This window comes from Paenibacillus sp. 01L418 (genome assembly GCF_056400045.1).
The window spans coordinates 1-25415 of record NZ_JBFTSN010000062.1; the positions used below are offsets into that span (position 1 = coordinate 1).

Consider the following 25415-nt stretch of genomic DNA (forward strand, 5'->3'; position numbering starts at 1 on the left):
GTACATGGTGGTAGKGCTTGGATTAACGGTTCTCATGTCGGCGGCATCGATTAGCTTCGGTGCCGCCGACATGAGGTTAGCGACTGCATGGGAGGCTATTTTCCGATTTGATCCAACTCTGACTGAGCATCAAATTATTCAAACCCTACGTCTTCCTCGTACCGTAGCCGATCTGATTGTCGGGTGCAGCCTTGCGGTATGCGGGGCTATTATGCAGGGGACGACGCGCAATCCGCTGGCCGACTCTGGGCTGATGGGAATCAGCTCTGGGGCAGCATTCGCGATTGCACTTTGCCTGGCCTTTCTGCCGGGTTATTCGTATGGGCTGATGATGCTGTTTGCTTGTCTGGGTGCAGCGCTTGCGACCGGGATGACCTATTTTTTCGCTTCACTGGGCAAGCGCGGAATGACGCCTCAGCGGTTGGTTCTGGCAGGACTCTCCATATCCATGCTGTTTGGTGCACTCAGTCAGTATTTAGCGATTAATTATAACCTTGGTCGAGCATTAGCATTTTGGACGGCAGGCAGTACAGCGGGGACTAAGTGGGGGGAATTGCTGATTATTTCACCGCTATTTGTTGGTGGCGTACTGCTGGCGCTGGCGCTGTCTCCTTCCGTTACACTGCTCAGTTTGGGGGATGATGTGGCAAGTGGACTCGGTATTCGCAGCGGATTGGTCAAGGGTCTATCGACGATTATCGTGCTCGTGCTGACTGGATTGGCAGTTGTCATGGTTGGCCCTGTTGGTTTTGTTGGTCTGATTACCCCGCATATTGTACGATACATGGTCGGTGTCGACTATCGGTATATTATTCCTGCTGCTGCGCTATATGGTGCGTTGCTGACCGTATCGGCCGATCTGGTTGGCCGATTGATCAATAAGCCTTTCGAAACACCGATTGGCATTATATTTTCTATCATTGGTGTACCGTACTTTCTCTTCCTGGCTCGCAGGCAAAGGAGGGAATTTGAATGATCAAGCAGCGTTATACGGTGCAACGGGGCATCATCGTCAATGTAGTGCTCTTGGTGCTCATCCTTATGTTTGCTGTCCTTAGCGTGAATTCTGGCAAAATGAATCTTTCGCCGCTAGAAGTGCTGAACGTTCTTCTGGGAAACGGTACCGACAAGCAAAATCTGATCGTGTTCGATTTTCGCCTGCCACGAATTGTACTGTCGATCTTGGTAGGTCTGGGGATGGGAGCGTCTGGGGTCGTGATGCAGAGTTTGCTGCGCAATGACATGGCTAGTCCGGGGACACTTGGAATTAGTTCGGGATCGGGTTTGTTTGTCCTATTCTTCGTCGTATTCATTGCATCGACAGGAAAGAGCGCCTTTATTGCCCTGCCATTGCTGGCCTTTGTTGGGGGACTGTTGGCGGCAGGATTGATCTTCTTATTATCGTATCGCCGTGGGCGAGACATCTCGCCAATCGGTTTGATTTTAACCGGTGTCGCGCTCGGAAGCGGGTATGGGGCGCTGACCACCTTCCTGACGCTCAAGCTGGATGATTCGCAGATGAACTTCATGCTGCACTGGATGGCGGGAAGCTTGTGGGGCGATGATTGGCGCTATATTTCCATACTAGCACCATGGGTCTTGATTTTACTCGGCTATATTTTCTATAAGGCTCGCATGCTGAACACCCTCTATCTGGGCAATCAGACGGCACAAGGGCTGGGCCTTGCCGTGAAGCGGCAGTTTTTGGGGTTGTCGATCGCTGCTGTTGCTTTATCCTCTGGCAGTGTGGCCGTGGGTGGAAGCTTCTTCTTCGTTGGCTTGATCGCACCGCATATGGCAAGAAAACTGGTCGGGCCCGATCACAAATTGCTCGTTCCGGCTGCCAGTCTGACCGGGGGATTAGTCGTGGTTCTGGCTGACACGATTACGCGCACGGTTAGTCTTGGGGGAGATGTGCCGACGGGAATCGTTATTACGGTCATCAGTGTTCCTTACTTTCTTTATTTACTAGCGAAGGCCAATTAGGAGGACGCCATGGAATGTATTACAGCGCAACAAATCGATATTGCCTATAATGATACACTTATCGTAAAAGAACTGGATTTGCAGATTCCGCGTGGACAGATTACCTCGATTATTGGTCCCAATGGATGCGGCAAATCAACCGTACTAAAGGCAGTCGGTCGGCTGCTCAAGACGAAACATGGCACGGTTTATTTGAATGGTGCCGATATCCACACACTGTCCACCAAGGAAGTAGCCAAGCAGATGGCGATTCTGCCGCAGACGCCGACCGCACCGAGCGGTTTGACAGTCGGTCAATTAGTCGCCTATGGGCGCTTTCCTCATCAACGGGGCTTTGGCAAGCTTTCCAAAGAGGATAAGCAAGTAGTCGCTTGGGCCCTATCGGTTACACAACTTACAGTGCTTGAGCATCGTGAGGTCGATACGCTCTCTGGCGGTCAGCGTCAGCGCGTATGGATTGCGATGGCGCTCGCCCAGCAGACCGATCTGATCCTGTTGGATGAACCCACCACTTATCTGGACTTGGCGCATCAGCTTGAAGTGCTGGAGCTGCTCTATGAACTGAATCGCAGTCAGCAGGTGACGATTGTGATGGTGCTGCATGACCTGAATCTGGCAGCGCGCTTCTCCGATTATATGGTAGCGATTCGTGAGGGCCAGGTGGTGGAGCATGGCTCGCCAGAGCGCGTAATGACGGTACGGACACTGCGTGAGGTGTTTGCCATTGATGCCGAGATTATGCTGGAACCACGAACGGGGCGACCGGTGTATGTGACGTACGAGCTATTGCGTGATAAACGTAGAGAACAAGGAGCGGATCAAGGAGCAGATGAAGCACTCCTAAGAGCTAAGGAACAGAAGGAGGCAATTGCCACATGAAAATCGCATGGCGTGTCCTACTGGGCGCCCGGAAATACTGGTTACAGTTAGGCATTGGATTTGCCGGTGTCTTAACGGCTACAATGGCAGGGTTTTATTTACCCTGGGCGCTCCGCTCGTTGACACAATTGGCGACTGAAGGTAGCAGTCAGTTTGCCTCAGAAGCGCTGACGATTGGTTTGTTGCTGCTTGGAGCCACCTGTCTGCAAGCCATCGGAACATCACTGGCAGGTTATATGAACCATTATGCCGCACTTCATTATGTGGCGGATTTAAGAACAAGATTGTATAGCAAATATCAGCAGATGAGCTTGCGCTATTTCCATCGAAGCCGGACGGGTGACTTGACCGGGCGCGTTGTTAATGATGCGATGGAAGCGGAAATTTTCATTGCCCATGCTATTCCTGAATTTATCATCAACGTACTGACTTTTATCGGAGTAGGCATCTTGCTCTTGACGATCAATGTGAARCTGGCACTGATCAGTCTAATCACGATTCCGTTGCTGCTTGCGATCACGATATGGCAAAGCAAGCGCTTGTCGCCGCTGTGGGGAGAGAATTCCAAGGCGCGGGGAGAAATTGCTGGCAAGGTTCAGGAAAACTTGTCGGGCATGAAGGAAATCCAAATTTTCAATCGGCAGGAGGAGGAGCGGGGCAACGTTTCTCGTCTGGCTATGAAAAATACTAAGGCCTATTTGCGCGCTAGTCTGTTCTATGAAACCTCTGTACCGTTGTTGGCATTTGTGACCGCGCTGGGTACCGTGTTTATTGTGATAATGGGCGGCAGACTGATGGCAACAGGCGAGGTAAGCATTGCTGATATCATCGGATTCATCGCCTACCTGGGTATGTTTTATCAACCGGTAAAGTCCTTTTCCGGCTTGGTAGAAATGGGAGGGCGAGCCGCCGCTGGTCTTAAACGGGTATATGATGTGCTGGAAGAAGAGGAAGACATACAGGAGAAGCGAAACGCAGTTCGTTTGCCTCGTGTACAAGGACAGATATCCTTTCAAAATGTCTCATTCGCTTATCAAGATGGTGCGCCTGTACTAGAGAGGCTGAACCTCACTATTGAACCCGGAAAGACCGTGGCGCTTGTAGGAACAACCGGCGTAGGAAAGTCGACATTGGCCAGTCTCGTTAACCGTTTCTACGATCCAAAGGCCGGTTCGATTCGAGTAGATGGCATCGATATTCGTGATGTGACGCTCTCCAGCCTACGTGACAATATCTCGATGGTGCTGCAGGATACCTTCTTGTTTGATGGCTCGGTGTATGACAATATCGCTTATGGCTGGAAGGACGCGACCCAGAAAGATGTGATTGATGCAGCGAAAGCGGCTAAAGCGCATGATTTTATAGCACAGATGGAGCAAGGCTACGATACGGTAATTGGTGAACGCGGTGTGCGTCTGTCCGGAGGGCAGAAGCAACGGCTCTCGATAGCACGGGCGATTCTGCGCGATGCACCGATCCTCATTCTGGATGAAGCGACATCGGCGCTTGATACCAAGACCGAGCAAGAGATCCAGCAGGCGCTGGACGACATATCCAAGGATCGCACAACACTGGTAATTGCCCATCGGCTATCGACGATCCTTCATGCCGACCAGATCGTCGTGCTGGAGGGTACAGAGATTGCCGAGATGGGTACGCATAAGGAACTGCTGCGAAGTGGCGGGATTTATGCACGATTGTATGCGACGCAAGCCTCTTGAATGTACTATGGTGCTAACAGTTGTATAGACATATTCCTTTCCCTCCCTGGAGCGTTCGCTCCGTTCATTTGTCAATGGTAGGGAGCAGGGCTTGATAAAAACATGAAAACCCGCAAAAAACCTTGATTTTATAAGGCTTTTCGCAGGTTTTCTTTCCTCTTCTTAGATTTATCTTCTGCTATCAACTATAAAAAAAATAAACTGATTGTTATTCCTGCAGCACTCACCCATGTTATAAACTTTTTTGATTAATCGTTATATTCATGAAAAAATAGGGCGAACCCCACTAGACATTTGCTACTGGGATTCGCCCTATTAGTTATTTATAGTACGTTCAAATGAGGAATAACAAGACCGCCATAGGCGAATGCGATAACGATGACGATGGCAGGATGAATTTTGCGGAACTGCATCGCCCAGAAAGCGACTGCTGCAATAATGAGCGATTGCACAATTCCGATCGATTCGATAGAGCTTTCAGCCATTTGCCATGTAAGCAGCAGCATCATTATGGCAATTACGGGCTGTACAAGCAGCGTCATTCCTTTGACTACAGGCGATTGACGATGCTTCTGCAGCACCTTAAGAAGTAGAATGAGCGCAACAGCGGATGGAACAATCGTTGCAGCTAATGCGGCAATTAAGCCGATCCAGCCGCCGACATCGTAGCCGACAAAGGCGGCAATTTTAGTCGCAATCGGACCTGGGAGTGCATTGCCAAGCGCCAGTATGTTTGAGAATTCTACTGGTGTCGTCCACTGATGATTCGTTACAATCTCCCTGTACATAAGCGGAATGGAGGCTGGTCCGCCCCCGTAGCCAAGCACATTAGCAATAAAAAATCCGATAATTAAATTAATCCATTCCACGTGTTACGCCCTCCTTCTGCTGGCTGCTTCGGAGTTGCTTCTGCTTTTTTTTGCGCTGAAGGGCTGCAACTGTTTTTAGATGAAAAGCACCGTAACCAAGAAATAAAAGAATGACGATAGCAGGATGAATATGAATGCCTTGCAGCAGTCCAAATGCTAATGCAAAAAAGCCAAAACCGACGTATTTGCCAAGTCCTTTGACGGCACGTTCTCCGAATTCATAGGCCATCATGCCAAGCATGACAGCGATGACAGGCGTTACCGCACCGATCATACCTTGTATGAAGGCCGCGCTGCTGAGGAATTGAACCGTCGTTAATAGCAGAATCATCGCAACAGCAGAAGGGATGATATGGGCGAGAACAGACACGATGGCACCGAGAGTACCTTTTTCGCGATACCCTAAATAGGCGGCAATCTTTGTTGCGATCGGACCTGGCAGTGCATTAGCAAGCGCAAGAATTTCGCCAAATTCCTCATCTTCAATCCATTTATAGTTCGTAACTGCCTCGTATCGAATCAGCGGGATAACGGACGGGCCGCCCCCGTAGCCAAGAATACCTGTCTTCATCATCGCCCATGAAAGCTGCATGTAGCGGTTATTCATTATTTTGCCAGCCATCATCTACAGCCTCATTCCCATTCGACTCTTGTAACGATTGATTAACACTTGACAATCGACGCTCATAATGCCGGGCAGTGTGTAAAGCTTATCTTTGAGAAAATGCTCCATCTCCTGATTGTTGCGAAACAGACCATGCATATGCAGTTTACTCGGTCCAGTCATATGGTAGAGGCTTGTGACAAACGGCTCTGTCGAAAGCTGATCAGCAACGGCGTGCAGATGCTTAGGCTCTACCTCTACATTGAAAAAAGCCGATACATTTATACCGATTCGCTCAGGGTTAATGACGGCCGTGAATCGTTCGATGACGCCGCCGTCCATCAACGCATTAATCCGAGATTGGACAGCTACTCGCGATAATCCAATCTCCTTCGCTAAGTCTGTGTAAGATATTCTTCCATTAATATTGAGCTCAGCAATGATTTTACGATCGATATCATCAATTTCCATGATTTTTGGTTCATCAATAAGCTTTTCTTGCACTTGTTCATCAGCTCCAATTTTATTTCATTATTTTGCAAGGTGTCTTGTAATACCGAGTTTTAATTACCATATGTATAAATATATACACATCACCATTCGTTTTCAACACAATTAATAAAAAGAAGTTACATTTTTATTGCCTATCATTCTCTGAGGTGGTATTTTAAAAGAATACACAATGTTATATTATCTAACATATTAATAATGAATTGCGAGTTTGATTAGAGTTATATCCATTTTTAGGGGTGGTAGATATGAATCAATCGGTCATCGGAACCAAAACTATGGTTGTCAGCCCTCATTATTTAGCTACTGCAGCTGGCGCTCGTATGCTTGCGCAAGGTGGGAATGCTTACGATGCAGCTGTCGCTGTGAGCGCATGTCTCGCCGTCGTTTATCCGCATATGACAAGCCTTGGAGGAGACTCCTTCTGGCTCGGCTATCATCATAGTGAAGGAAAGGTGCGCGGCTATAATGCCAGCGGCCGATCTGGTTATAAAGCTAGTATTAGTGCTTACGATGGCTTGGCGGCGATTCCGAATCGGGGCATTGGCAGTATCGTAACGGTGCCCGGCATGGTAGATGGCTGGGATGCGGTTCACCGAGAGTATGGCAGACTGGACTGGGCGCAGGTGCTGGCACCCGCTATTGATTACGCCGCGAATGGCTTCCCTATGTCGAATGATCAATATCAAAATACGGTTCATAATGAAATCGTTCTTGCAAGAACACTCGAAACAGCAGATATATACTTGCCAAACGGGCAGGTGGTTAAGGTTGGCGAGCGATTTAAGCAGCCTGCGCTTGCGAAGACGCTGCGCCGTTTAGCTGAATTTGGGCGCGATGAGTTTTATAAAGGCGAAACTGCAAAGGAAATGACGAGTTTTTTGGGCAAACAAAATGGTCTGCTTGCCGAGGATGATTTTGCGGATCATCATGGCGACTGGGTGCTCCCGATTGAGGGCACTTACCGAGGATATACGCTTCATCAGATGCCTCCCAATTCACAAGGCTTCTCCGCTATTATGGCGCTTCAAATACTAGAGCAGTTTAAGCTCGGTGAAATTGAACATGGCTCCCATAATTATTATCATCTATGCGTCGAGGCACTAAAGCTAAGCTTCCATGACCGGAACAAATATTTATCAGACCCTGCATTTACGAGCATACCGCTTGAGCGGCTCTTGGATAAAAAATATGCGGCAGCGCTAGCTGCTTCAATTGAGTTAAATCATGCTTCATGCGAGAAATCAGAGATGCTGGGCAGCGACACCGCCTATGCAGCAGTTGTAGATGAGGAAGGGAATTCCCTCTCTTTCATTCAAAGCTTGTACTTCGAGTTTGGATCGGGCGTCGTAGCGGGCAATACGGGTGTTTTATTGCAAAACCGCGGCTCGTTTTTCTCGCTTGATCCGAATCATGTAAACAGTCTGAAGCCAGCTAAAAGGACATTCCACACCTTAATGCCAGCGATGGCATGTCGTGATGGCAAGCCTGCTGTGCTGTATGGCACGCAAGGCGGCGAGGGCCAGCCTCAGACGCAAACGGCGATATTTACCCGGATGATTGATTATGGCATGGATCCTCAGCAAGCGATAAATGAACCTAGATGGGTATGGGGCCGAACGTGGGGAGAGCCAACGCAGGAGCTGAAAATAGAAGGACGTGTTTCTGCAGACGTACTAGCATCGCTGGCGCAGGCAGGTCACTCGGTAAAGAAAGTGAAGGACTTCGACGGCATTATGGGCCATGCTCATGCGATTATGCGAGATGAGCAAGGATTACTGCAAGGCGGATCGGATCCGCGCTGCGATGGCGCAGCAATGGGATGGTAAAGAGGAGGCGGGGATCTTGATGAAGCAAAGCTGGAATGCGTATGCGACGGAACAGCTTGAGATAGAGCCTTTAGCTGAAGGTGTCTTAAGCGGTAAAACGTATGCGGCAAAGGATGTATTCGATATTGCTGGGCATATCTCTGGTGCAGGCAATCCTGATTGGCTGCGAACACATGACGAGGCGGATAAGCACGCTTCGGTCATAAATCGGCTGCTTAGAAACGGAGCGACATTAAAAGGAACAACCATTACAGATGAATTGATGTACAGCATTAACGGGGAAAATGCCCATTATGGAACACCGGTGAATCCTAAAGCGTTTGGCCGAATACCCGGAGGCTCCTCCAGCGGATCAGCTGTTGCGGTGTCGGCAGGATTAGCAGATTTCGCTATAGGTACGGATACGGGAGGCTCCATTCGAGTGCCATCCGCCTATTGTGGAATTTATGGAATACGGCCTACGCATGGTGCAGTGGATACGAATGGGCTTATACCGCTGGCGCCTAGCTTCGATACGGTAGGCTGGATGGCCCGAGATGCGCAGACACTGCTTCAAGTGGGCAGTGTACTGCTTGATGAACAAGGGAGCAGTAAGGAGACATTCACGCGAATGGTGTTTGCGAAGGATGTATGGGCATTGACGGATGAGCACACATCTACAGCTTTGTCGCAATATTTTCCAATGCTGCATGATCTAGCCCGGAGGCATGAACAAGCCATCATTGCGCCAAACGGGCTGCGAGAATGGGTGAATGCTTTTCGTATCATTCAAGGATTAGAGATTTGGCGTGAGCATCGGGACTGGATATTGCGCGAGCAGCCTGCCTTCGGACCGGGCATAGCGGAGCGATTTGCTTGGGCGAGCACGCTGCGGGAAGAGGATAGTGGTACAGCTTTCACCATTCGGGATGAAGCGCGGGCGCTTATGGATGGATGGCTTGGAGAGGATACGGTGCTCGTTGTGCCGACCGTGCCTGCGATAGCGCCGCTGCTCGGATTATCGGGCTTGGAGGTTGAGCAGCGTCGTGCTCAAACGCTCGAAATGAGCTGTTTAGCAGGGCTGGCAGGGCTGCCGCAGGTTACGGTTCCGATTGCAGGCGAGCTGGGTTGTCCAATTGGCCTCTCCTTCATTGCGGGAAGAAGTCAGGATATGAGGCTGTTGAAATGGGTCGCTGATCACGTCTCGATACGAATAAAGCCATTAAGCTAAAGAAAAGGAGCTGCTGGCAATGAAAATATCAACAGTAAAAAGGAATGGCAAGGAGCTCGCTGCGATACCAAGTGCAAAGGGCCTTGTTCTTATAGAAACGATTAATGAGGCGGAGAATGCCAGCTGGAGTACAGAGCTGTTCGAGCTTATTCGTTTGGGCGAGCTGGAGTTTTTAACAAAATGGTACGAAGGAGCAGGGAAGGAAAAGTTGAAGCGATTGCCGGCGATTCCTTATGAGGAGGTACAGTACGCTCCGCTATACCGTCACCCTCGCAAAATTTGGGGTATCGGCATGAACTACGTAAAGGATGCGGCAGAATTAGCGTTGGCGGACCCAAATGAAGAGCCAGTCAGCTTCATCAAGCCGGATACGACGATTATCGGCCCGCTTGATGCGATACAAATTCCAGAGGGAGTTGGGAAAATCACAGCAGAAGCTGAACTCGGCATTATTATCGGAAAAACCTGCAAAAATATATCAGAAGCTGAAGTGTATGACGTCATTGCCGGGTATACGACGACAATTGATGTTACGGCAGCTGATATTCATGCTAGACATCAGAGGTTTTTATCGAGGGCCAAAAGCTTCGATACCTTTTTCAGCTTCGGGCCGGAGTTTATTACGAAGGATGAGTTTCCTGATTTGTTAGAGCTGAATGTGGAAACCGCAATTAATGGTGAGGTCGCACATCGCAATAAGGTATTCAATATGAAGTTTCGCCCCTTTGCAGCTGTTGCTTTTCATTCCAGAGTGATGACGCTGCTGCCGGGCGACATTATGATGACTGGAACACCAGGTGCTGTCATTATTCGCGGCGGAGATATAGTAGGCTGCCATATCGATGGTTTCGAGCCGCTGCTGAACGCTGTTCAATTTTAAGCTTGCTCAGAGAATGAAAAACTGCTATATATAAGTAAGTAAATAAAAACTTGTTTGGAGGAGAGACGATGATCGACGTATTCCCCGCGGCATCGCGGCATTCGGCGGATCTAGGCTGGCTGCGCAGCCACCCAAGCTTCTCATTCGGAGCTTATCATGATCCGAATCGAACAGGCTTTAGTGTGATGCGTGTGTGCAATGACGATTATTTGGCTCCGGAAAAAGGTTTTGGCGCGCATCCACATAGCGACATGGAAATCGTATCTATCGCATTGAATGGTCGCATTAGACATGAGGATAACATGGGCAACTCTGTCGTGTCCTCGTTTGGCGAGGTGCAACGGATGTCAGCTGGCACGGGCGTTATCCACACGGAATTTAACGCATCAGAAGATCAAGAGCTGCGCTTGCTCCAACTGTGGTTCATGCCGCAGGAACGAGGAACGAAACCTTCTTATGAAGCGAGCCGATTCGATGTAGACAAGCTGCATAATGCACTGCTTCCTGTCGTTTCAAATCAGGTTTTGGAACAGGTTGCCTCGATAAATCAGAATATGACGATTTATCTGAGCAAGCTGGAGCAAGGAAAACAGCTCGAATACGTTGTCGATCCGGGACGCAAGCAATTTATATATATTATTGAAGGTGAACTGTCGGTTCACGGCGAAACGCTAATGACCGGTGATGAGGCACAAATTGAGGCAGCTGAGGAGCTTACACTCACCGCTGCGGCTCCAGCCTTTTTTATGCTGATCGATTTGCCTTAGCTTTCGAAGTAAGTTTGCATTCGCAAACTTTAAGCATACGCTTTCGAAGTAAGTTTGCATTCGCAAACTTTAAGGAGGGATAAAAATGAAACAAACGTTTCTTGTTAAACATGCGGTGGGTGGACGGATGTTTATTGATTCGAATAAGCTGGAAGTGCCCTATACGCTTGTTCCACAGGGGGAAGGCTGGCGATTCACGGTTTCTGTGCCATGGAGCGAAAGTATCGAAGAGCTGCTTGCACATAAAGCGGAGCTGAACGTGTTTGTTTTCCAAGAGTTTGATGATAAGCCCACGTTAAAGACGTGGTATTACGTCAAAGACGGTCCAGTTGAATATAACACTGATGAGAACAGTCTCACGATTGTAGCGGATTCTCATATCCCCTACTACCCTCACGAGTATTCGGTTTAAAAGCACAAGGCAATCATGTGCAATTATCAATTTGCTGTACACATAGGCCAGTCAGACATGCTTCCACATGTAGGGCTGGTTTTTATTTGTGTCCATACATGTCGGAGTTGTCCAGCTGCTGAAAGAAATGACCTTCTCTGCAAAGCAAGAAAGGTGCTGCCACCCTGCGGCGACAGCACCCTATCGAAGCCTTATCCAATCATTTATTTATTGGTGCTGTGCTGCTTATTTACAAGTCTCTCTGCAGGGTTGCCGTTGCCGTTTCTTCTTTTGTTGAGTTCGGCTTTACGCTGCGTAGCCTGTACCTTTTGGACAAACTCACTTGTGCTTTCCAATTGTATTTCCTCCTCGTTTTTTTGGCATTCTTTCCAACTTCCTTAATTAGAATATCCAACATTCAAAAAAACTGGCGTTAGCGTCACTTATTTTGAGAAAATCGATTGATTGTAGCATTGGGCTCCCTTATGATACCGATATGTACTACCCTTTTGATAAAGTCATTTACGTTAACTATATAGGGAAGATTTAAATTTGCACTTCAATTGATCGTACGAGCGGAGCGAGAATAATCATGTTTAGAGTCATAGCGAGGGCGCAAATGAAAGAAGGCTTCGAGATGGAAGCCATCGAAGCGGCGAAACAGTCAGATGCTGTACAGCAGCTAATAGAGCAAGGGGAGATTATGACGGTTGGCTGTTTCCAATGGGAGCGAAATGTGTTCATTTACTGTGAGTGCATCCATCGAGTGCTCGAGCCCGAAGAGCTGCTTCCAGAGATGGCTGCTTTTTTGGAGAATTGGCCCGGACAGTCAGCTGCGCGAAAATGGATTCCGATGATTGATGTCTTCCATTTCAACGAACCAGCCAGCTTTGATCATTGGCTTCGCAAAGAAACAGTTGAACGGCGTGTTGGAAGAGTGGCGCATTTAAAGCCGGATATGGCAGCAAGCTATATTTATTTTCATTATCAGCTCCAAGAGGAGCGGGCTTTCCATGGGCCGAAGTATGAAATCATTGCGATGCATGAGAATTTACTGTTTGGTTATCAGGAATTTCCTGCCGTCGTCGAGGAGCCCATATTGCCGGGGAAGCTTAGTACGACAGGGACTCCTGCCAATTGGAGCGATTCTAGAATGGATCTTCATTTTCAACCTTGGGAGGATGGGCATTTGTATTTCAAACCGATTGAGCAGCTGTTTGCGCATTACTGCCACTCTCCAAAAAAAAGGCGCTAAAATATAGGCTGATATTTGCCTTTATTGGACGAAATATGGTACAATAAAATCAATTGCAAGTTTGAAGCAAATATTCACAATACACTGCTGTTTATAAATGATAACTGCCCCTTACTCTAAGTTCGAGGCAGTTTTTCCTTTTTTATCGCGAAGGGGGCTGACCATATGTACAATCGTAAAAAACCGCTTGAAGAAATTCCGGAAGAAAACACGAAGGTATGGACATGCGAGACGGAAGGGTGCAACAGTTGGATGCGCGATAACTTTGCGTTTGATCACGTTCCTACTTGTTTAATCTGCCATGAACCAATGGTCAGTGGCGAGAAGATGCTGCCCGCGCTCAATAACTCCAATAGTGACATGAAGACGTTGAAGAAGGGTACACCGATTATGTAGGTGTCTTTCTTAGACAAAGAGAAGCTGAGTTTTGCTCGGTTGGTTAACGCCAATTGAACGAAGCTCAGCTTTTTTTTGCCTTTGAATCAGTTTATGGAGCGACTTTAATCCCTTAGCAAAAGCAGTTTCCCGCTAACTATCCCCGCTGTAATGATGTTTCCTATAGTCGTTCGGAGAGCAGTTCGTACGTTTCTTGAAGACGCGGCTAAAATATTTCTCATCCTGAAAGCCTACCAGCTCTGCAACCTGAGCGATCTTTAACTGCCCGTTCGCCAAAAGCTCCTTTGCCCGCTTGATCCTTACCTCCGCAATAAAATCGGATAAATTGCCATTCGTCTCCTGCTTGAATTTGCGCGAAATGTATTCTCTGCTTAAATAAAAGCGCTCGGATATATCCTGCAGCGTGATCTCCTCGTGAGGATGCTGTTCAATATAGGCAGCGATGTCCTCAATGACACTGCGTTCCTTGTCATGTTCAGCCAAACGCAAGGAAACATCACACGTTTCTATAAAAACGCCCTGTTTCCACAGCTCGTAATCAAAAAATCCATTGGCATCCAAGGATAAGAGTGCCTGATCCTCAATTAAATCTGATTTGCTTCCAGTTTTGTTTTTGTCGCTTTTGTATTCCCATATAGATTTGGCGAATTCGAATTGCTGACGCCAGTTCATTAGCTGCTCTTGCGAGATGAATCCTGCTTGATCAAGTGAATCGAACCAAGGCTTTAAAGCGCGGCGGATTTGTTCTTTGTTGCCGCTCTGCACAGCAAATTTTATTTTTTCTTCATGCTCGCTAAAGAGCAGAAGCGTGTTTTTGTGCTGATGGACAGCTGCCTCAAAAGTATGGCAATACGAATCGTTAACGAGCAAATTCCGGCGCAAAAGCGCATGCTTCGCTTGTTGATAAGCGGTGGCTGCTGATGAAGGAAAGGCTGTAGCATGCCCGAGTCCAAAATGAAACCGCGTCTTCAATATCACAAATATCGCATCGTTCATTTCCTTGATTAACGCAGGCGCCAGCTCGCCATCTCCCCAAAACAGCAGCAATAGCTCCTGCTCCTGTCCGCGGTGGCGAAGCGCGAAGCCGATTTCTTTTTCCTTTAGAAATTCATTGCAAATATTCGTCAAAGAGAACAGCAGCAAATCGAGTCCTGAGGCAAATTTCTCTCTGATGAACGTTGAAGCAAGCTCAAGCTTGACCAGTGCAACACGTGCACGAGGTATAGGCTTCGTAATCCCTAACTCCAGTCTGAGTGTTTCAGCAAAATTAGAGTAGGAGCCAGGTTCGTTGATCATTGCTGAAAAATATTGCTCCAAGTACATCGGCTTAAGCTGATTAAGCTCGATATTCATCCTCGTTTTGCGGCATCGCTCCTGCTCCTCCAAGGTATAGCAGCTCACTGCTTTCGCTAATGCACTAACGAGCTGCTCCGCATCAATGGGCTTCAAAATATAATCGATTCCGCCGTATTTGACCGCATGGCGAACGAGGCTAAAGTCGTCATGGCCGCTAATGACGATGATTTTGCTGGCAGGCGCATGTTCGGCCGCCCATTGCAGCAGCTCCGTGCCATTCATATTGGGCATCATCATATCGGTAAAAATAATTTCTGGCCGTTCCGTGCGAATTAATGCAGTAGCGGCGATACCGTCTTGTGCCTCAAGCAGTGTATCGATGCCGTAATCATCCCAAGGGACGAGCAGCCGTATCGCTTCCCTCACATGCTTCTCATCGTCAATGATTAATGCCTTCATCGTTCATTCTCCTTTGCCAGCGGAATATGAATCGTAACGGAAAAGCCATGCGGCTTCACGTGACGCAGCTCCATAGCAGCTGTTTTGTTAAAATGCAGGCGCAGACGCGAAAGCACGTTAGGCAGGCCAATGCCGCCTTCTTCTTGATCATTCGGCTGCCCGGTTCCGATTGGAGGCATTTTCTCCAGTTGAAGCCGCACCTCTTGCAGCCGATCCTCGGACACGCCGCAGCCATTATCTTGAACAGTAATCGAAAGCCATTCCCCTTGTTTATCCAAACCGCTGGTAATCAGAAGCTCCGAAGGCTCCTCCGATGATTGCACAAACCCATGCTTAAAAAAGTTTTCGAGCAGCGGCTGCAAAATCATTTTTGGAACGAGTATTTGCCTTGTCTGCTCGTCAATTAGCAGCTGCACATGGAGAGCTGTATCAAAACGCTGTTTCTGCAGATCGAGATAGGCCTGAACATAGTCGAGCTCCCGGCGCAGCTCCACGACCGAATCCATGGCGTTCATTTGATAGCGCATCATTTTCCCAAGAGACGTAATGAGTGAATACGCTTTGGTGTCGCCGTGCTGCAGTGAAACGGTACCGATCGATTGCAGCGCATTATAGAGGAAGTGTGGATTCACCTGAGCTTGCAGCGCTTTCAGCTCATTGGTTTTATTGGCAATCTCAAGCCGAYATTCGGTCAAAATGAGATTGTTGATGGTCTGCATCATCGAGCGGAACCGCCTTGCGAGCAGGCCGATTTCATCATTGCTGTGTATGTCGATCGATACATTCAAATTGCCCGTCTCAATCTTGTTCACGTAACCGATTAAGCGAATCAGCGGCTTCGTAAACCGAATTGAAATGAACAAAGTGGCTAACACGACAATGGCTAGAAAAGCGATTCCGACTGCTGTATTAATGCGGGCAATCCGATCAGCAGCGCTGAAGAGATGCTTGTAGGGCGTCTGTTTGATTAAATACCAGTCCATGTAAGGCGTCTTAATCCGATCATAAAAAATCATGCCTTTGAACGTTTCCTCTTTCCAGTCAAAATGGCCGCTGTCTTGCCCAGAGCCCAAAATCGTCCCCAGCCAGCTCTGTTTAGCAGGCGTACCGATTTCGTTTTTATCTGAAGAAAGCACGATTTGACCATTGGAATCCGCGATATAGAAGCTTTCCTCACCGCCGTCATAGAGCTGGCGATTTAAATCCTCTAATACATTCAATCTTACATCGATAGATAATTCAGCAAGCAGCTCATCACTTGGGGCGAGGAAGATCGGACGATGGAGCGTAAATACCATTTCCTCGCTTGCCGAAGATTTGAGGTCAACGAGTCCGTAATTATGGCTCATATGTGTAGGCTCTATATATGCTTTCTTAAAGGTTTGTGGAATGGGAACATTATTTCGCCCAACCTTAATGTCGTCATTCCATAGTAGATACGTTGCGTTTTGGTTGACCGCATAAAGCCTTACTTTATGAAATTCACTGACGCTTTGATACATGTTGTACAAATGATCCTTCAGCAGGTTGCGATTGCGAATGACGTCGGTAATATCGTTCGGGAATACCTCATCCTCCATGCTGTGCTCCAAAATATAGTACAAAGAGCGCGGAACGTTCATTGCGTTGTAGACAGCGAGCGACTTCTGATTGATGTTGTTCATGTAGTTCATAATGTTGGTTTTCCCGAGCGACAGCAGTCGATTGTTGCGAGCAATCGCATCCTCTGTAATCGATTTGGTTGTCGCATTATAAGAGATAATCATCGAGGTTGCAATCGGCAAAATCGTAGCTGCGAGCAGCAAAAGCATGAGCTTTTTGCGAATCGTGTTAAATGGCTTAATCGTATTCATGATCACAATCGCCCGCTTTCTGTCTAAGTCACTCTTGCATAAACACAGTAACCGATCCTGCTGCGGATGGTCAATATAGTCCACCTACCTTATCATCATCCTCTGTGGTTTGATGGGGGACTCGGTTTTATACTGTGAATATCAACAGATACATTGACACATAGGGAAGAGAAAGGGGACGAGAATGATGTCCAAAAAAATCAAGTGGAACGAATGGGTACAGCAAACGGTATTTGTTGGACCGGGACTCATTGCCTTTATATTGATTGTGCTTGCGCCATTCGTGATGGGTTTTTACTACACCTTTACGGAATGGAACGGGATGGACCTCGGCAACGCCAAATGGGTAGGAATGAAAAATATAGTTAAGATTTTCTCGGACGATGAGCGTTTTTGGAATGCATTCTGGTTTACGACTAAGTTTACGGCTGCCGCGGTTATCGTCACCAATCTGCTGGCATTTCTGTTATCTCTGCTGCTTACGCGAAACCTGAAGAGCCGCAACATTTTGCGAACCGTATTTTTTCTGCCTAACGTAATCGGGGGACTGCTGCTCGGCTACATTTGGTATTTTATATTCGTAAGGGGCTTTCGGGCCATCGGCGAAGCGACGGGCTTCGGATTCTTTAACCTTCAGTGGCTAGGTACTCCAAATACTGCCTTCTGGGGCATCGTTATCGTATTCGTATGGCAGACGGCAGGGTATATGATGATTATTTATATCGCAGCTATGATCAGTGTGCCGAAGGATTTAATCGAGGCCGCCAAAATCGACGGGGCAGGAGCTTGGCAAATGCTGCGTTCAGTCACCGTGCCGCTTATTATGCCAGCCATTACGATCTGCTTGTTCCTTACGACATCAAACTCGTTCAAAATGTTCGATTTGAACCTGTCGCTGACCGCTGGCGGTCCTGGCAATGCAACGGAGTCGATCGCGCTAAACGTTTAMCGCGAAGGGCTAGTTAACAACCGTTATGGACTTGGAACAGCGAAAGCGATGATTTTCTTCTTCGGCGTAGCTTTAATTACGGTCACGCAGGTATGGTTCACGAAGAAGAAGGAGGTGGAGGCGTAATGGAAAACAAACAGCGCTATACACCTCTCATTTTATTGCTCGAAATTATAGGTATCGCGGCTGCGCTCATTTTCTTGGCACCGTTCTACTTTTTGATCATCAACTCGTTCAAGGAGCTCAAATTTATTTTGCTCAACGCCGCTTCGCTGCCGGAGAAGCTGGGGCTGGACAACTTCAAGCGCGCATGGGTTGCTATCGATTTTCCGACGGTGTTTCTGAATTCGTTTATGGTGACCTCGATTAGCGTCCTTATGCTTGTCATCGTCAGCTCCATGATGGCTTATCGCTTAGTTAGGCGTCCGACGACCTTTAATAAAATATTGCTGACGGTGCTTATTGCTGCCATGATCATTCCGTTCCAATCGGTTATGCTGCCGCTGATGCGCATTACGTCGATGTTCGAATTGCGCGGACATTTGTATGGTATCGTTATATGCTATATGGGCTTCGGCATTTCCTTGTCGATGTTTCTGTATCATGGGTTCATTAAATCTGTTCCGCTAGAGGTAGAGGAAGCGGCGGTTGTGGATGGCTGCTCACCTTATGGCGTGTTCTGGCGTATCGTGTTTCCGCTGCTGAAGCCGATCACGGTAACGGTCATTATTTTGAACGTGCTGTGGATTTGGAATGATTATTTGCTGCCAGTGCTCGTTATAAATGATAAGCTGACTACGATTCCGCTCGCCGTGCAAAAGTTTTTTGGCCAATATTTGCGCAAGTGGGATCTCGCAATGGCTGCACTCACGCTTAGTACGATTCCGATTATTTTGTTTTTTTTATTTTTGCAAAAGCACATTATTGAAGGAATTACAGCCGGTTCAGTTAAAGGTTAACGATAAAAAGTTTTATTATGGAAGTTATCAACATTTTACACCTAGAAGTACAATATATTCGGTGTTGTGCCACGTTGTTGCACAATTATAATGACGATGTAAGCGATACAAAAACGAAATGATATATAAAATTTGCGGGAGGTCATAAGATGAAAAAAGTTTCCTTACTTATGCTAGCTGCTATTATGCTCATCGTTCTGGCAAGCGGCTGTGGAAGCAACAACGGCAACAGCGGGAAAGCAACAAATGCACCAAAAGAAACTGAAAAAAACGGTGGAACAGAAGCGACGGCAGCGCCGAAGAAGGACGTTACCATTAAAGTGTTTCAATTCAAGGTAGAGATAGCTGATGCACTTGCCAAAATGGCTGCTGAATACGAGAAGGAAGCCGGCGTAAAAGTGGAAATCGAGACACACGGCGGCGGGGAAGACTACAGCGCATTGCTGAAAGCAGAGCTGGCTGCCGGCGAGGAGCCGGAAATTTTCAACTCAAGCGGCTGGGCAGGCTTCGATCCTTACGTGAACCGTGCGACGGACTTGACTGGCGAGGCTTGGGCAAAGGATTTGGTTGAAGCATCGAAAGCGCAAATTACGCGTGACGGCAAGCTGCTTGGCATGCCGATGAACCTTGAAGCTTATGGCTTCACCTATAATAAGGATCTATTTGCAAAAGCAGGCATCACCGACCTGCCGCAAACGCTCGAGGATCTAGAAGCAGCAGCTAAAAAGCTGAAGGATGCTGGCATCATTCCATTCGCGCTTACTTCGGAGTGGTGGTCGATGGGCATTCATACGCTAAATATCGCATTTGCTAACCAAGCTGATCCTGCGGCATTTATCGAAGATGTAAAAGCGGGCAAAGTGAAGCTGAAAGATGATCCGATCATGAAGCAGTGGATTCGCCTAGTGGACATTATGTTCGCGAATGGTCAAGACAATGCGCTGACAACGGATTACAATACGCAGGTAGCGGAGTTCGCAGCAGGCAAATATGCCATGATTCAGCACGGCAATTGGATTCAAGGCATGATTGATGAAATTGATCCAACGCTTAACCTTGGCATGATGGCTGTCCCTCTTCAAGGCAAGCCTAACGTATTTACCGGCGTACCGAACAACTGGATCGTCAACAGCAAATCCGACCAAGTGGAAGAAGCGAAAGCCTTCTTGAACTGGATGGTTACTTCGGAAACAGGCAAAAAATTCATTTCAACCGATTTCAAATTTGTACCGGCATTGTCCTCCATCGAGCCGAACCCAGAAGCGGTAGGCAAAATCGGCGGCGACTTCGCAACCTTCGCGAATGCTAATCCTGAGCAAGTGAAAAGCTGGAACTGGGATCGTTTCCCTGACGGCATTACACAGCAATGGGGTGCAGCAATGCAAGAATATCTCGGTAAGCAAATTACTAGCGATCAATTGCTTGAGAAATTCGACAAAGCGGTACAGGATATCGTGAAAAAATAATATTTTGAGCAAGCAGAAGATTATGATGCTCCCGTATCTTCTATAATAGAAGAGGCAGCTCCTTAGGTTATTGACCTAAGGGGCTGCCTCTTATTCGTGAGAGAGCTTACCCGTACACGAGATTATACGATGTCTCTATCCATCGCCTCGCAAATCAACATGGCGAACAGGCTGTTGGACCAAGCGAACCATTCTCGCGAGAATACGGACGGATCGTCCGGATGGAAGCCCTCGTGCATAAAGCCCGTATCTGCATCTGTATTCACGAGCATATCGATAAGCTCTTTTATTTCTTCATTATTATCAGCAGTCAACGCTTGCATCGACAAAGCCATATGCCATACATGCCCGGCAGGCGTATGAGGGCTGCCAATGCCTTTGGCAAATTTGCCTTCATAGTAAAACGGATTTTCATGGCTCAGCGCAAACCTGCGTGTGTTCTGATAAATGGGATCGTCCACAGGCGCATAGCCGAAATAAGGAATAGACAGCAGTCCAGGTGTACCCGCATCATCCATAAGACAGTAGTTTCCATACCCATCCGTTTCATAAGCATAAATTTTGCCGAATACCGGATGATTGACGATGCCGTACGCTCTGATGCCGAAGTCGATCTCCTGCCGCAGCTTCTCTGCTCTTGCGGCCAATTCTTTGTCGCCATACACTTGATCCGCAATATCCCGAATATAGCCCAAAATAACGACGGCAAACATGTTGGAAGGAATGTTGTAGCCGAACAGGCACGCATCATCGCTTGGACGGAAGCCCGACCAAGACATGCCTGTGTAGTTGACCGGCAGTCCTAACCCGTCATTTTGCAGCGTTTCGGTTTCTTTAAAGCCTGGACGCACGAAGCGGTAAGGGGATTTCTCTTCATGCCGCTGCTCTGTTTTGATTACATGGACAATCGAGTTTAAGGCTTGATAGCAGGCATCGTCGAAAATATCGCTTTTGCCCGTTTCCTGCCAGTACATATAGGCGAGCTGAGTAGGGAAGCACAAGGAATCCAGCTCATATTTGCGCTCCCACATCCAAGCTGTCATATCGGATTGATCGCCAGCATTATAATGTTTGCCGCTTGCCGTCTCATTAAATGCGTTCGTATAGGGATCTATATTAATGTAGAACATTTGACGGCGAATTACGCCGCTAATAATACGCTGAAGTTCAGCATCCTCCTTGGCATAAGGGATGTAATGACGAGCCTGCTCCGTAGAATCCCGCAGCCACATCGCCGGAATATCTCCTGTAATGACAAAGGTTGTGCCATCGTCCATCAGCTTGATCGTTGTCTCCAGCGTATTTGGAAAACAATTTTTGAACAGCTTTTGCAGCTTGGGACGATGCGCAAGGCGCTGGTCCGCCTCAGCCAATACGTTAATAATGGAATCTGGTAATTTCATAAGGTTTGCCTCCTGATTAGTTCAATTGTAATGAGTAGGTTATAATTTTTGCTTTTCCARTGGTTTGGCGTACAGAGCTGTTCTGAATGCTCGCGGCCTCTTGGCGGCGTTCCAAAATATCGCTTTGATAAATATGATCTACGCCAAAATTAGCTTCAAACGCCAGCTCCTGCGGCTCGCCCGCAAGGTTGTACCAACGAATAATGACATCGCCGCTTTGCTGCGAAACTTTAAAGGCGGACAAAGCGAACCCTTTGCCTTCCCACTTCAGCGGCTCATAGGTTGCCGGGAGCGAGCCTTGTTGATTTCCGGTTTGCAGGTGGAACCAAGGCGCTTGGAATTGGTAAGCTTCCACAAATGCCTCCGAAGAAATAGCATCGCCGGCGTGCGGGAATAGGGAGAACTCTACGGTATGCTCGCCAAGGCACTGCGCCTCTGGTGTCGGGAATACTCCCCAATCTCCCAGCTCAGAAACAGAACGGAGAAGCGTAACCGCTATGGTATTCGATCCATCGCGAAGCACTTCGTATTCGTTAAGGCCTTTATTAGCGACGCTTAAGCCGTGTTCGCCGTCGGACACACTAACAAATGCATGTTGATGCTGGGCATTGCTTGGATTTATCCACTCCTCCGCTGGCGTCGTATCACGGGAAGCGACCTCGAAGATCGAGTCAGCCAAATGCTTGTTCGACTTCAGCCCAGTAGGGAACAATACGCGAAGGCGATGATCCTTGGCTTGATTATTGAAGGATGCCTCCAGCTGCAGCCCTCTGCCGGATTGCTCTAGACTAACGCGAGTGACGATGCGCATCGGCACCCTATGCTCGACTCGTTGGGCTTGCCGATCGCGGAAACGGACCATTTTTCGTTTTTCAGTGGTGAATGTATCATCAGCTCTGGCTGGAATTGCCCATTCATGAACAATCTCGTACGTGACCCGATAAGCTTCATTCTCAACAAGGGTTATAGTTGCCGGAATACCCTTGGTCGTAAGAGGCTGTTCTCCCTCAGGCTGCCGGAATACATATTCATTGCCAATGTCGCCGCAATCCTCGTAAATGCCAAGTCCTTGGAATGTTTTCCCGGTTACTTTATCCGTTAAATTATAAGAGCCGTCTGCTTCAAAGCTTACAGCAATATATTGATTTTCCATGCCGCTTGGGCTGGCGATTAGTGATGTGTTAGCCACTAAAGCCGGGGCTGCAGCGGAATCATGCCAAGCATAAGTTTTGAAGCCAAGTGCCGGAACCCGGCTTGCTTCAAACGTTAACTTTATTTTGCGAGCCATATAAGGCTGGCGGAATTTATCCTTCGGCAGCTCATAACCAAAATGAACGCCTAAATCCTCCACTTTGGCAGCAATCGCATAACCCTCGTCATCCAGCAGAGCCCCATTCTCCAAATGAAGCGGAAGCTTCTCAAGCCGTTCAGCAATGGCAGCAGGGTTAGGCCCTTCCTTGAAATAAGCTTTGGCAACGATGAGTTCCGCGCTTACTGTACCGCTGCGCTCCCAACCCGTCATGTTGAAAATAGTAACCGGCACGCTGGATTCTCCCCATGCTTTAACTCCGCTCGTATCGATCTGTCCCGCAATTGCACTCAGGCTCTCCGCTACAATGGATTCGGCCGTATGGCGGCTCTTATCGAATCGCGTCACCATTTCCTGATGCACTTCGTCTACGCTGCAGCCGCAAATACTGTCATGAGGATGATTTTGCATAAGCGTCTTCCAAGCATAGGTCAATAGCTGATGCGGATAGCTTTGGCCGCCGACTAGATGTGCAAGTGCAGCTAGAGGCTCAGCGCCTTTCTCCAGCAAGGTTTGCCCCCGCTGATTGAGCTGCTTCAAATAAACCCGAGCGGAAGCCGTGTTGACGAGCGTGCTCCACCCGTCTGTATGCTGGCTGCGCAGCTCGCCCTCGACCGTCGTCAAATGAGAAGGCAGCTGTCCCTTCAATGCCTCGATATATTGCTCAAAGCTGGAATGAACAAAGGTAACGTCCGGGAAAAGCTCGCTTGCCGTGCGAATACCCTCGGATAAGTTGGTTTGAACAGGCTGATGATCACAGCCGTTCATGAATAGAAGCTCTGGCGTAGAAGCGTATTTGCTGGCATCGCCAAGTCTTTTGGTCCAATAGGCTTTTGCTTCTTCTGGATCTGTCGGCACTTCCATCCCGTTGTTGTACCAGCTCGCGAATAGCAGTCCGAGCACGGATGAACCGTCAGGAGAGGTCCAGTGCATTTCTGAATAAGGAGATTCATAGTTGGAGCCGGTCGTTTCACCAACCATATTATCGAAGCCGGTCGGCTTAACGCCCCGTCCAAACACAGCGGTATCAATATCTGCTTGCTTCAGCATTTGTGGAGCCTGCCCCATATTTCCGAAGGAATCGGGGAAATATCCAAGCTTTGAAATAACGCCATAATAAGCAGCGTCTTGATGCCCAATCAACAAGTTGCGGACATTCGCCTCGGAGCTTGTCAGAAATTCATCCTGCAGCACATACCATGGACCGATAATAATTCGGCCTTCTCGAATGTATTTCTCGAGCACTTCTCTTTTCTCAGGATGAATCTGTAGATAGTCTTCAATAATGATCGTCTGTCCGTCCAGATGAAAGCTGCGGAAGCTGTCATCCTCTTCCAAGATGCGAAGCAAATCGTTCATTAGCTCTGCGAGCAGCGTATGGTGGTATTCGTAAGGCATGTACCATTCGCGGTCCCAGTGCGTGTGCGAAATAAGATGGGCGGTTTTGTTTGTCACGGTCAAAAGCCTCCTGAATTGGATTGGAATTGTATGCGTGTTCATAAGGGATAATTAATAACGGCTGTTTAGAAACAGGCATTCGTAAGAAAGGTTCACACATTTATCCGCAAAGCACAATATGTATCACTTGCACCCCATTTTTGGACAGCATATCTAACACATTAAGAGCATTCTGATGAGTGAAAATAGGACAACTGTCATTGTGAAAAGCCTGTAAAACCCTATGGTTACGGCGTTTTCGAATGACAATGCAGATCATACATATTTACCGTTGATGGTGAAAATGACTACAATTTGGAATGTAAGCGCTAGTCAATTACAATGCCGGTTGCCGGTAGAGTGAAGCTGCGAATAACAACATAGAGAGAGGAGGATTCGAGAGAGATGGAAGGAAACGAATTGCAAGMTGTTCCATTAAACAAGAAGACAAGCGGAAACAAGTCGCTCGCAAAAAAGATGCTGCAAAACTGGGAGCTCTACTTATTTATGACTCCTGTCATGCTGTACTTTCTTATCTTCCATTATGGTCCGATGTACGGTATCCAGATTGCTTTCAAGAACTTCATTCCGACAAAAGGCATTATGGGAAGTCCGTGGGTAGGCTTCGAGCATTTTGAGAGATTTTTTAACTCCTATTATTTTTGGGACTTATTGTGGAATACGTTCAGCATTAGCTTATATGAACTGGCCATCGGTTTTCCGCTGCCCATTATTCTAGCGTTAGCATTTAACGAAATTAAGAACGGCTACTTTAAGAAAACTGTGCAAACGGTTACTTATGCACCGCATTTTATTTCTGTCGTTGTTATGGCCGGGATGATTATCACTTTCTTGTCGCCATCATCGGGAATGCTTGTGAGGCTAATCGAGCTGGTTGGCTTGGAGCCGGCTGCTTATCTTACGGATCCTAAATGGTTTAAGACGGTGTACGTCTTATCAGGCGTGTGGCAAAGCGCGGGGTGGGGG

Annotated in this window: 22 protein-coding genes and 1 pseudogene; 15 read left to right on the forward strand and 8 right to left on the reverse strand. The window is 47.8% G+C overall.

Translation table 11 applies throughout. The annotated features are described in order from the left end of the window. The 4 genes from AC1DSE_RS11075 to AC1DSE_RS11090 all read left to right on the forward strand — a co-directional run. Positions 1 to 976 (forward strand): FecCD family ABC transporter permease (locus AC1DSE_RS11075; RefSeq protein ID WP_477527683.1); only part of this gene is annotated, 976 nt, incomplete at its 5' end. Next, positions 973 to 1986, forward strand: coding sequence for a FecCD family ABC transporter permease (locus AC1DSE_RS11080; protein WP_477511261.1), 1014 nt, complete (start codon positions 973 to 975; stop codon positions 1984 to 1986). The genes AC1DSE_RS11075 and AC1DSE_RS11080, both read left to right, overlap by 4 nt. A gap of 9 nt (positions 1987 to 1995) precedes the next feature. Continuing rightward, entirely contained in the window at positions 1996 to 2865 is an 870-nt protein-coding gene (locus tag AC1DSE_RS11085) for an ABC transporter ATP-binding protein (protein WP_441874626.1), read from the forward strand. Then, positions 2862 to 4586 (forward strand): ABC transporter ATP-binding protein, encoded by a 1725-nt coding sequence (locus AC1DSE_RS11090; protein ID WP_441874627.1) that lies wholly within the window; start codon positions 2862 to 2864, stop codon positions 4584 to 4586. Before AC1DSE_RS11085 ends, AC1DSE_RS11090 begins: the two co-directional genes overlap by 4 nt. A 323-nt stretch (positions 4587 to 4909) precedes the next feature. Here AC1DSE_RS11090 and AC1DSE_RS11095 read toward each other — a convergent pair whose 3' ends face one another. The 3 genes from AC1DSE_RS11095 to AC1DSE_RS11105 are packed head-to-tail and all read right to left on the reverse strand — an operon-like array spanning position 4910 to position 6530. Next, on the reverse strand, positions 4910 to 5455 hold the full coding sequence (locus AC1DSE_RS11095; RefSeq protein ID WP_441874628.1) for a chromate transporter: 546 nt from the start codon (positions 5453 to 5455) through the stop codon (positions 4910 to 4912). Continuing rightward, positions 5442 to 6080: a chromate transporter gene (locus AC1DSE_RS11100; RefSeq protein WP_441874629.1), complete on the reverse strand. Its 639-nt coding sequence runs from the start codon at positions 6078 to 6080 to the stop codon at positions 5442 to 5444. Before AC1DSE_RS11100 ends, AC1DSE_RS11095 begins: the two co-directional genes overlap by 14 nt. Continuing rightward, complete coding sequence (locus AC1DSE_RS11105; protein ID WP_339209783.1) at positions 6081 to 6530, reverse strand: Lrp/AsnC family transcriptional regulator; 450 nt, start codon at positions 6528 to 6530, stop codon at positions 6081 to 6083. It abuts the gene before it with no gap. 287 nt (positions 6531 to 6817) lie between these two features. Here AC1DSE_RS11105 and ggt point away from each other — a divergent pair, with 287 nt between their 5' ends. The 5 genes from ggt to AC1DSE_RS11130 all read left to right on the forward strand — a co-directional run bounded on the left by ggt (position 6818) and on the right by AC1DSE_RS11130 (position 11667). After that, positions 6818 to 8398: a gamma-glutamyltransferase gene (ggt, locus tag AC1DSE_RS11110; protein ID WP_441874630.1), complete on the forward strand. Its 1581-nt coding sequence runs from the start codon at positions 6818 to 6820 to the stop codon at positions 8396 to 8398. A gap of 19 nt (positions 8399 to 8417) precedes the next feature. Continuing rightward, the gene (locus AC1DSE_RS11115) at positions 8418 to 9608 is read left to right on the forward strand and encodes an amidase (RefSeq protein WP_441874836.1); all 1191 of its coding nucleotides are present in this window, start codon (positions 8418 to 8420) and stop codon (positions 9606 to 9608) included. A gap of 19 nt (positions 9609 to 9627) precedes the next feature. Then, positions 9628 to 10488, forward strand: coding sequence for a fumarylacetoacetate hydrolase family protein (locus AC1DSE_RS11120; protein ID WP_441874631.1), 861 nt, complete (start codon positions 9628 to 9630; stop codon positions 10486 to 10488). A gap of 68 nt (positions 10489 to 10556) precedes the next feature. After that, positions 10557 to 11255: a pirin family protein gene (locus AC1DSE_RS11125; protein ID WP_441874632.1), complete on the forward strand. Its 699-nt coding sequence runs from the start codon at positions 10557 to 10559 to the stop codon at positions 11253 to 11255. A gap of 85 nt (positions 11256 to 11340) precedes the next feature. Then, a complete protein-coding gene (locus AC1DSE_RS11130; protein ID WP_441874633.1) occupies positions 11341 to 11667 on the forward strand; it encodes a hypothetical protein in 327 nt (108 codons plus the stop codon). Between the two features lie 203 nt (positions 11668 to 11870). Here AC1DSE_RS11130 and AC1DSE_RS11135 read toward each other — a convergent pair whose 3' ends face one another. Continuing rightward, on the reverse strand, positions 11871 to 12002 hold the full coding sequence (locus AC1DSE_RS11135) for a DUF4023 domain-containing protein (protein ID WP_076266332.1): 132 nt from the start codon (positions 12000 to 12002) through the stop codon (positions 11871 to 11873). 236 nt (positions 12003 to 12238) lie between these two features. Between AC1DSE_RS11135 and AC1DSE_RS11140 the strand changes: the two genes are divergently transcribed. Both AC1DSE_RS11140 and AC1DSE_RS11145 read left to right on the forward strand, forming a co-directional pair. Further along, on the forward strand, positions 12239 to 12901 hold the full coding sequence (locus AC1DSE_RS11140) for a hypothetical protein (RefSeq protein ID WP_477511259.1): 663 nt from the start codon (positions 12239 to 12241) through the stop codon (positions 12899 to 12901). A 165-nt stretch (positions 12902 to 13066) separates the two neighbouring features. Next, positions 13067 to 13297, forward strand: a complete 231-nt coding sequence (locus AC1DSE_RS11145) for a cold-shock protein (RefSeq protein ID WP_053373644.1) — start codon at positions 13067 to 13069, stop codon at positions 13295 to 13297. 132 nt (positions 13298 to 13429) lie between these two features. Here AC1DSE_RS11145 and AC1DSE_RS11150 read toward each other — a convergent pair whose 3' ends face one another. Together AC1DSE_RS11150 and AC1DSE_RS11155 are read right to left on the reverse strand one after the other, a co-directional pair. Beyond that, entirely contained in the window at positions 13430 to 15052 is a 1623-nt protein-coding gene (locus AC1DSE_RS11150) for a response regulator transcription factor (RefSeq protein ID WP_477511258.1), read from the reverse strand. Next, on the reverse strand, positions 15049 to 16905 hold the full coding sequence (locus AC1DSE_RS11155; protein WP_477527684.1) for a cache domain-containing sensor histidine kinase: 1857 nt from the start codon (positions 16903 to 16905) through the stop codon (positions 15049 to 15051). Before AC1DSE_RS11155 ends, AC1DSE_RS11150 begins: the two co-directional genes overlap by 4 nt. 187 nt (positions 16906 to 17092) lie before the next feature. Here AC1DSE_RS11155 and AC1DSE_RS11160 point away from each other — a divergent pair, with 187 nt between their 5' ends. From AC1DSE_RS11160 to AC1DSE_RS11170, 3 genes are all read left to right on the forward strand, one after another. Continuing rightward, on the forward strand, positions 17093 to 17980 hold the full coding sequence (locus AC1DSE_RS11160; protein WP_477527685.1) for a carbohydrate ABC transporter permease: 888 nt from the start codon (positions 17093 to 17095) through the stop codon (positions 17978 to 17980). Then, a complete protein-coding gene (locus tag AC1DSE_RS11165; RefSeq protein ID WP_076266327.1) occupies positions 17980 to 18813 on the forward strand; it encodes a carbohydrate ABC transporter permease in 834 nt (277 codons plus the stop codon). Before AC1DSE_RS11160 ends, AC1DSE_RS11165 begins: the two co-directional genes overlap by 1 nt. A gap of 149 nt (positions 18814 to 18962) precedes the next feature. After that, complete coding sequence (locus AC1DSE_RS11170; RefSeq protein WP_477511256.1) at positions 18963 to 20279, forward strand: ABC transporter substrate-binding protein; 1317 nt, start codon at positions 18963 to 18965, stop codon at positions 20277 to 20279. Between the two features lie 122 nt (positions 20280 to 20401). On the opposite strand, the gene AC1DSE_RS11175 is transcribed toward AC1DSE_RS11170, so the two are convergent. Both AC1DSE_RS11175 and AC1DSE_RS11180 read right to left on the reverse strand, forming a co-directional pair. Next, complete coding sequence (locus AC1DSE_RS11175; protein WP_477511255.1) at positions 20402 to 21682, reverse strand: glycoside hydrolase family 125 protein; 1281 nt, start codon at positions 21680 to 21682, stop codon at positions 20402 to 20404. 16 nt (positions 21683 to 21698) lie between these two features. Further along, on the reverse strand, positions 21699 to 24491 hold the full coding sequence (locus AC1DSE_RS11180; RefSeq protein ID WP_477527686.1) for an alpha-mannosidase: 2793 nt from the start codon (positions 24489 to 24491) through the stop codon (positions 21699 to 21701). A 342-nt stretch (positions 24492 to 24833) separates the two neighbouring features. Between AC1DSE_RS11180 and AC1DSE_RS11185 the strand changes: the two are divergent. Further along, positions 24834 to 25415: pseudogene (locus AC1DSE_RS11185) on the forward strand (sugar ABC transporter permease); the annotation flags it as partial.

Bases quoted from the DNA above. Each gene is read 5' to 3' on its own strand.
- AC1DSE_RS11080 (WP_477511261.1), top strand. From the start codon at position 973: ATGATCAAGCAGCGTTATACGGTGCAACGGGGCATCATCGTCAATGTA.
- AC1DSE_RS11085 (WP_441874626.1), top strand. From the start codon at position 1,996: ATGGAATGTATTACAGCGCAACAAATCGATATTGCCTATAATGATACA.
- AC1DSE_RS11100 (WP_441874629.1), bottom strand. From the start codon at position 6,080: ATGATGGCTGGCAAAATAATGAATAACCGCTACATGCAGCTTTCATGG.
- AC1DSE_RS11105 (WP_339209783.1), bottom strand. From the start codon at position 6,530: ATGGAAATTGATGATATCGATCGTAAAATCATTGCTGAGCTCAATATT.
- ggt (WP_441874630.1), top strand. From the start codon at position 6,818: ATGAATCAATCGGTCATCGGAACCAAAACTATGGTTGTCAGCCCTCAT.
- AC1DSE_RS11115 (WP_441874836.1), top strand. From the start codon at position 8,418: ATGAAGCAAAGCTGGAATGCGTATGCGACGGAACAGCTTGAGATAGAG.
- AC1DSE_RS11120 (WP_441874631.1), top strand. From the start codon at position 9,628: ATGAAAATATCAACAGTAAAAAGGAATGGCAAGGAGCTCGCTGCGATA.
- AC1DSE_RS11125 (WP_441874632.1), top strand. From the start codon at position 10,557: ATGATCGACGTATTCCCCGCGGCATCGCGGCATTCGGCGGATCTAGGC.
- AC1DSE_RS11130 (WP_441874633.1), top strand. From the start codon at position 11,341: ATGAAACAAACGTTTCTTGTTAAACATGCGGTGGGTGGACGGATGTTT.
- AC1DSE_RS11140 (WP_477511259.1), top strand. From the start codon at position 12,239: ATGTTTAGAGTCATAGCGAGGGCGCAAATGAAAGAAGGCTTCGAGATG.
- AC1DSE_RS11145 (WP_053373644.1), top strand. From the start codon at position 13,067: ATGTACAATCGTAAAAAACCGCTTGAAGAAATTCCGGAAGAAAACACG.
- AC1DSE_RS11150 (WP_477511258.1), bottom strand. From the start codon at position 15,052: ATGAAGGCATTAATCATTGACGATGAGAAGCATGTGAGGGAAGCGATA.
- AC1DSE_RS11165 (WP_076266327.1), top strand. From the start codon at position 17,980: ATGGAAAACAAACAGCGCTATACACCTCTCATTTTATTGCTCGAAATT.
- AC1DSE_RS11170 (WP_477511256.1), top strand. From the start codon at position 18,963: ATGAAAAAAGTTTCCTTACTTATGCTAGCTGCTATTATGCTCATCGTT.
- AC1DSE_RS11175 (WP_477511255.1), bottom strand. From the start codon at position 21,682: ATGAAATTACCAGATTCCATTATTAACGTATTGGCTGAGGCGGACCAG.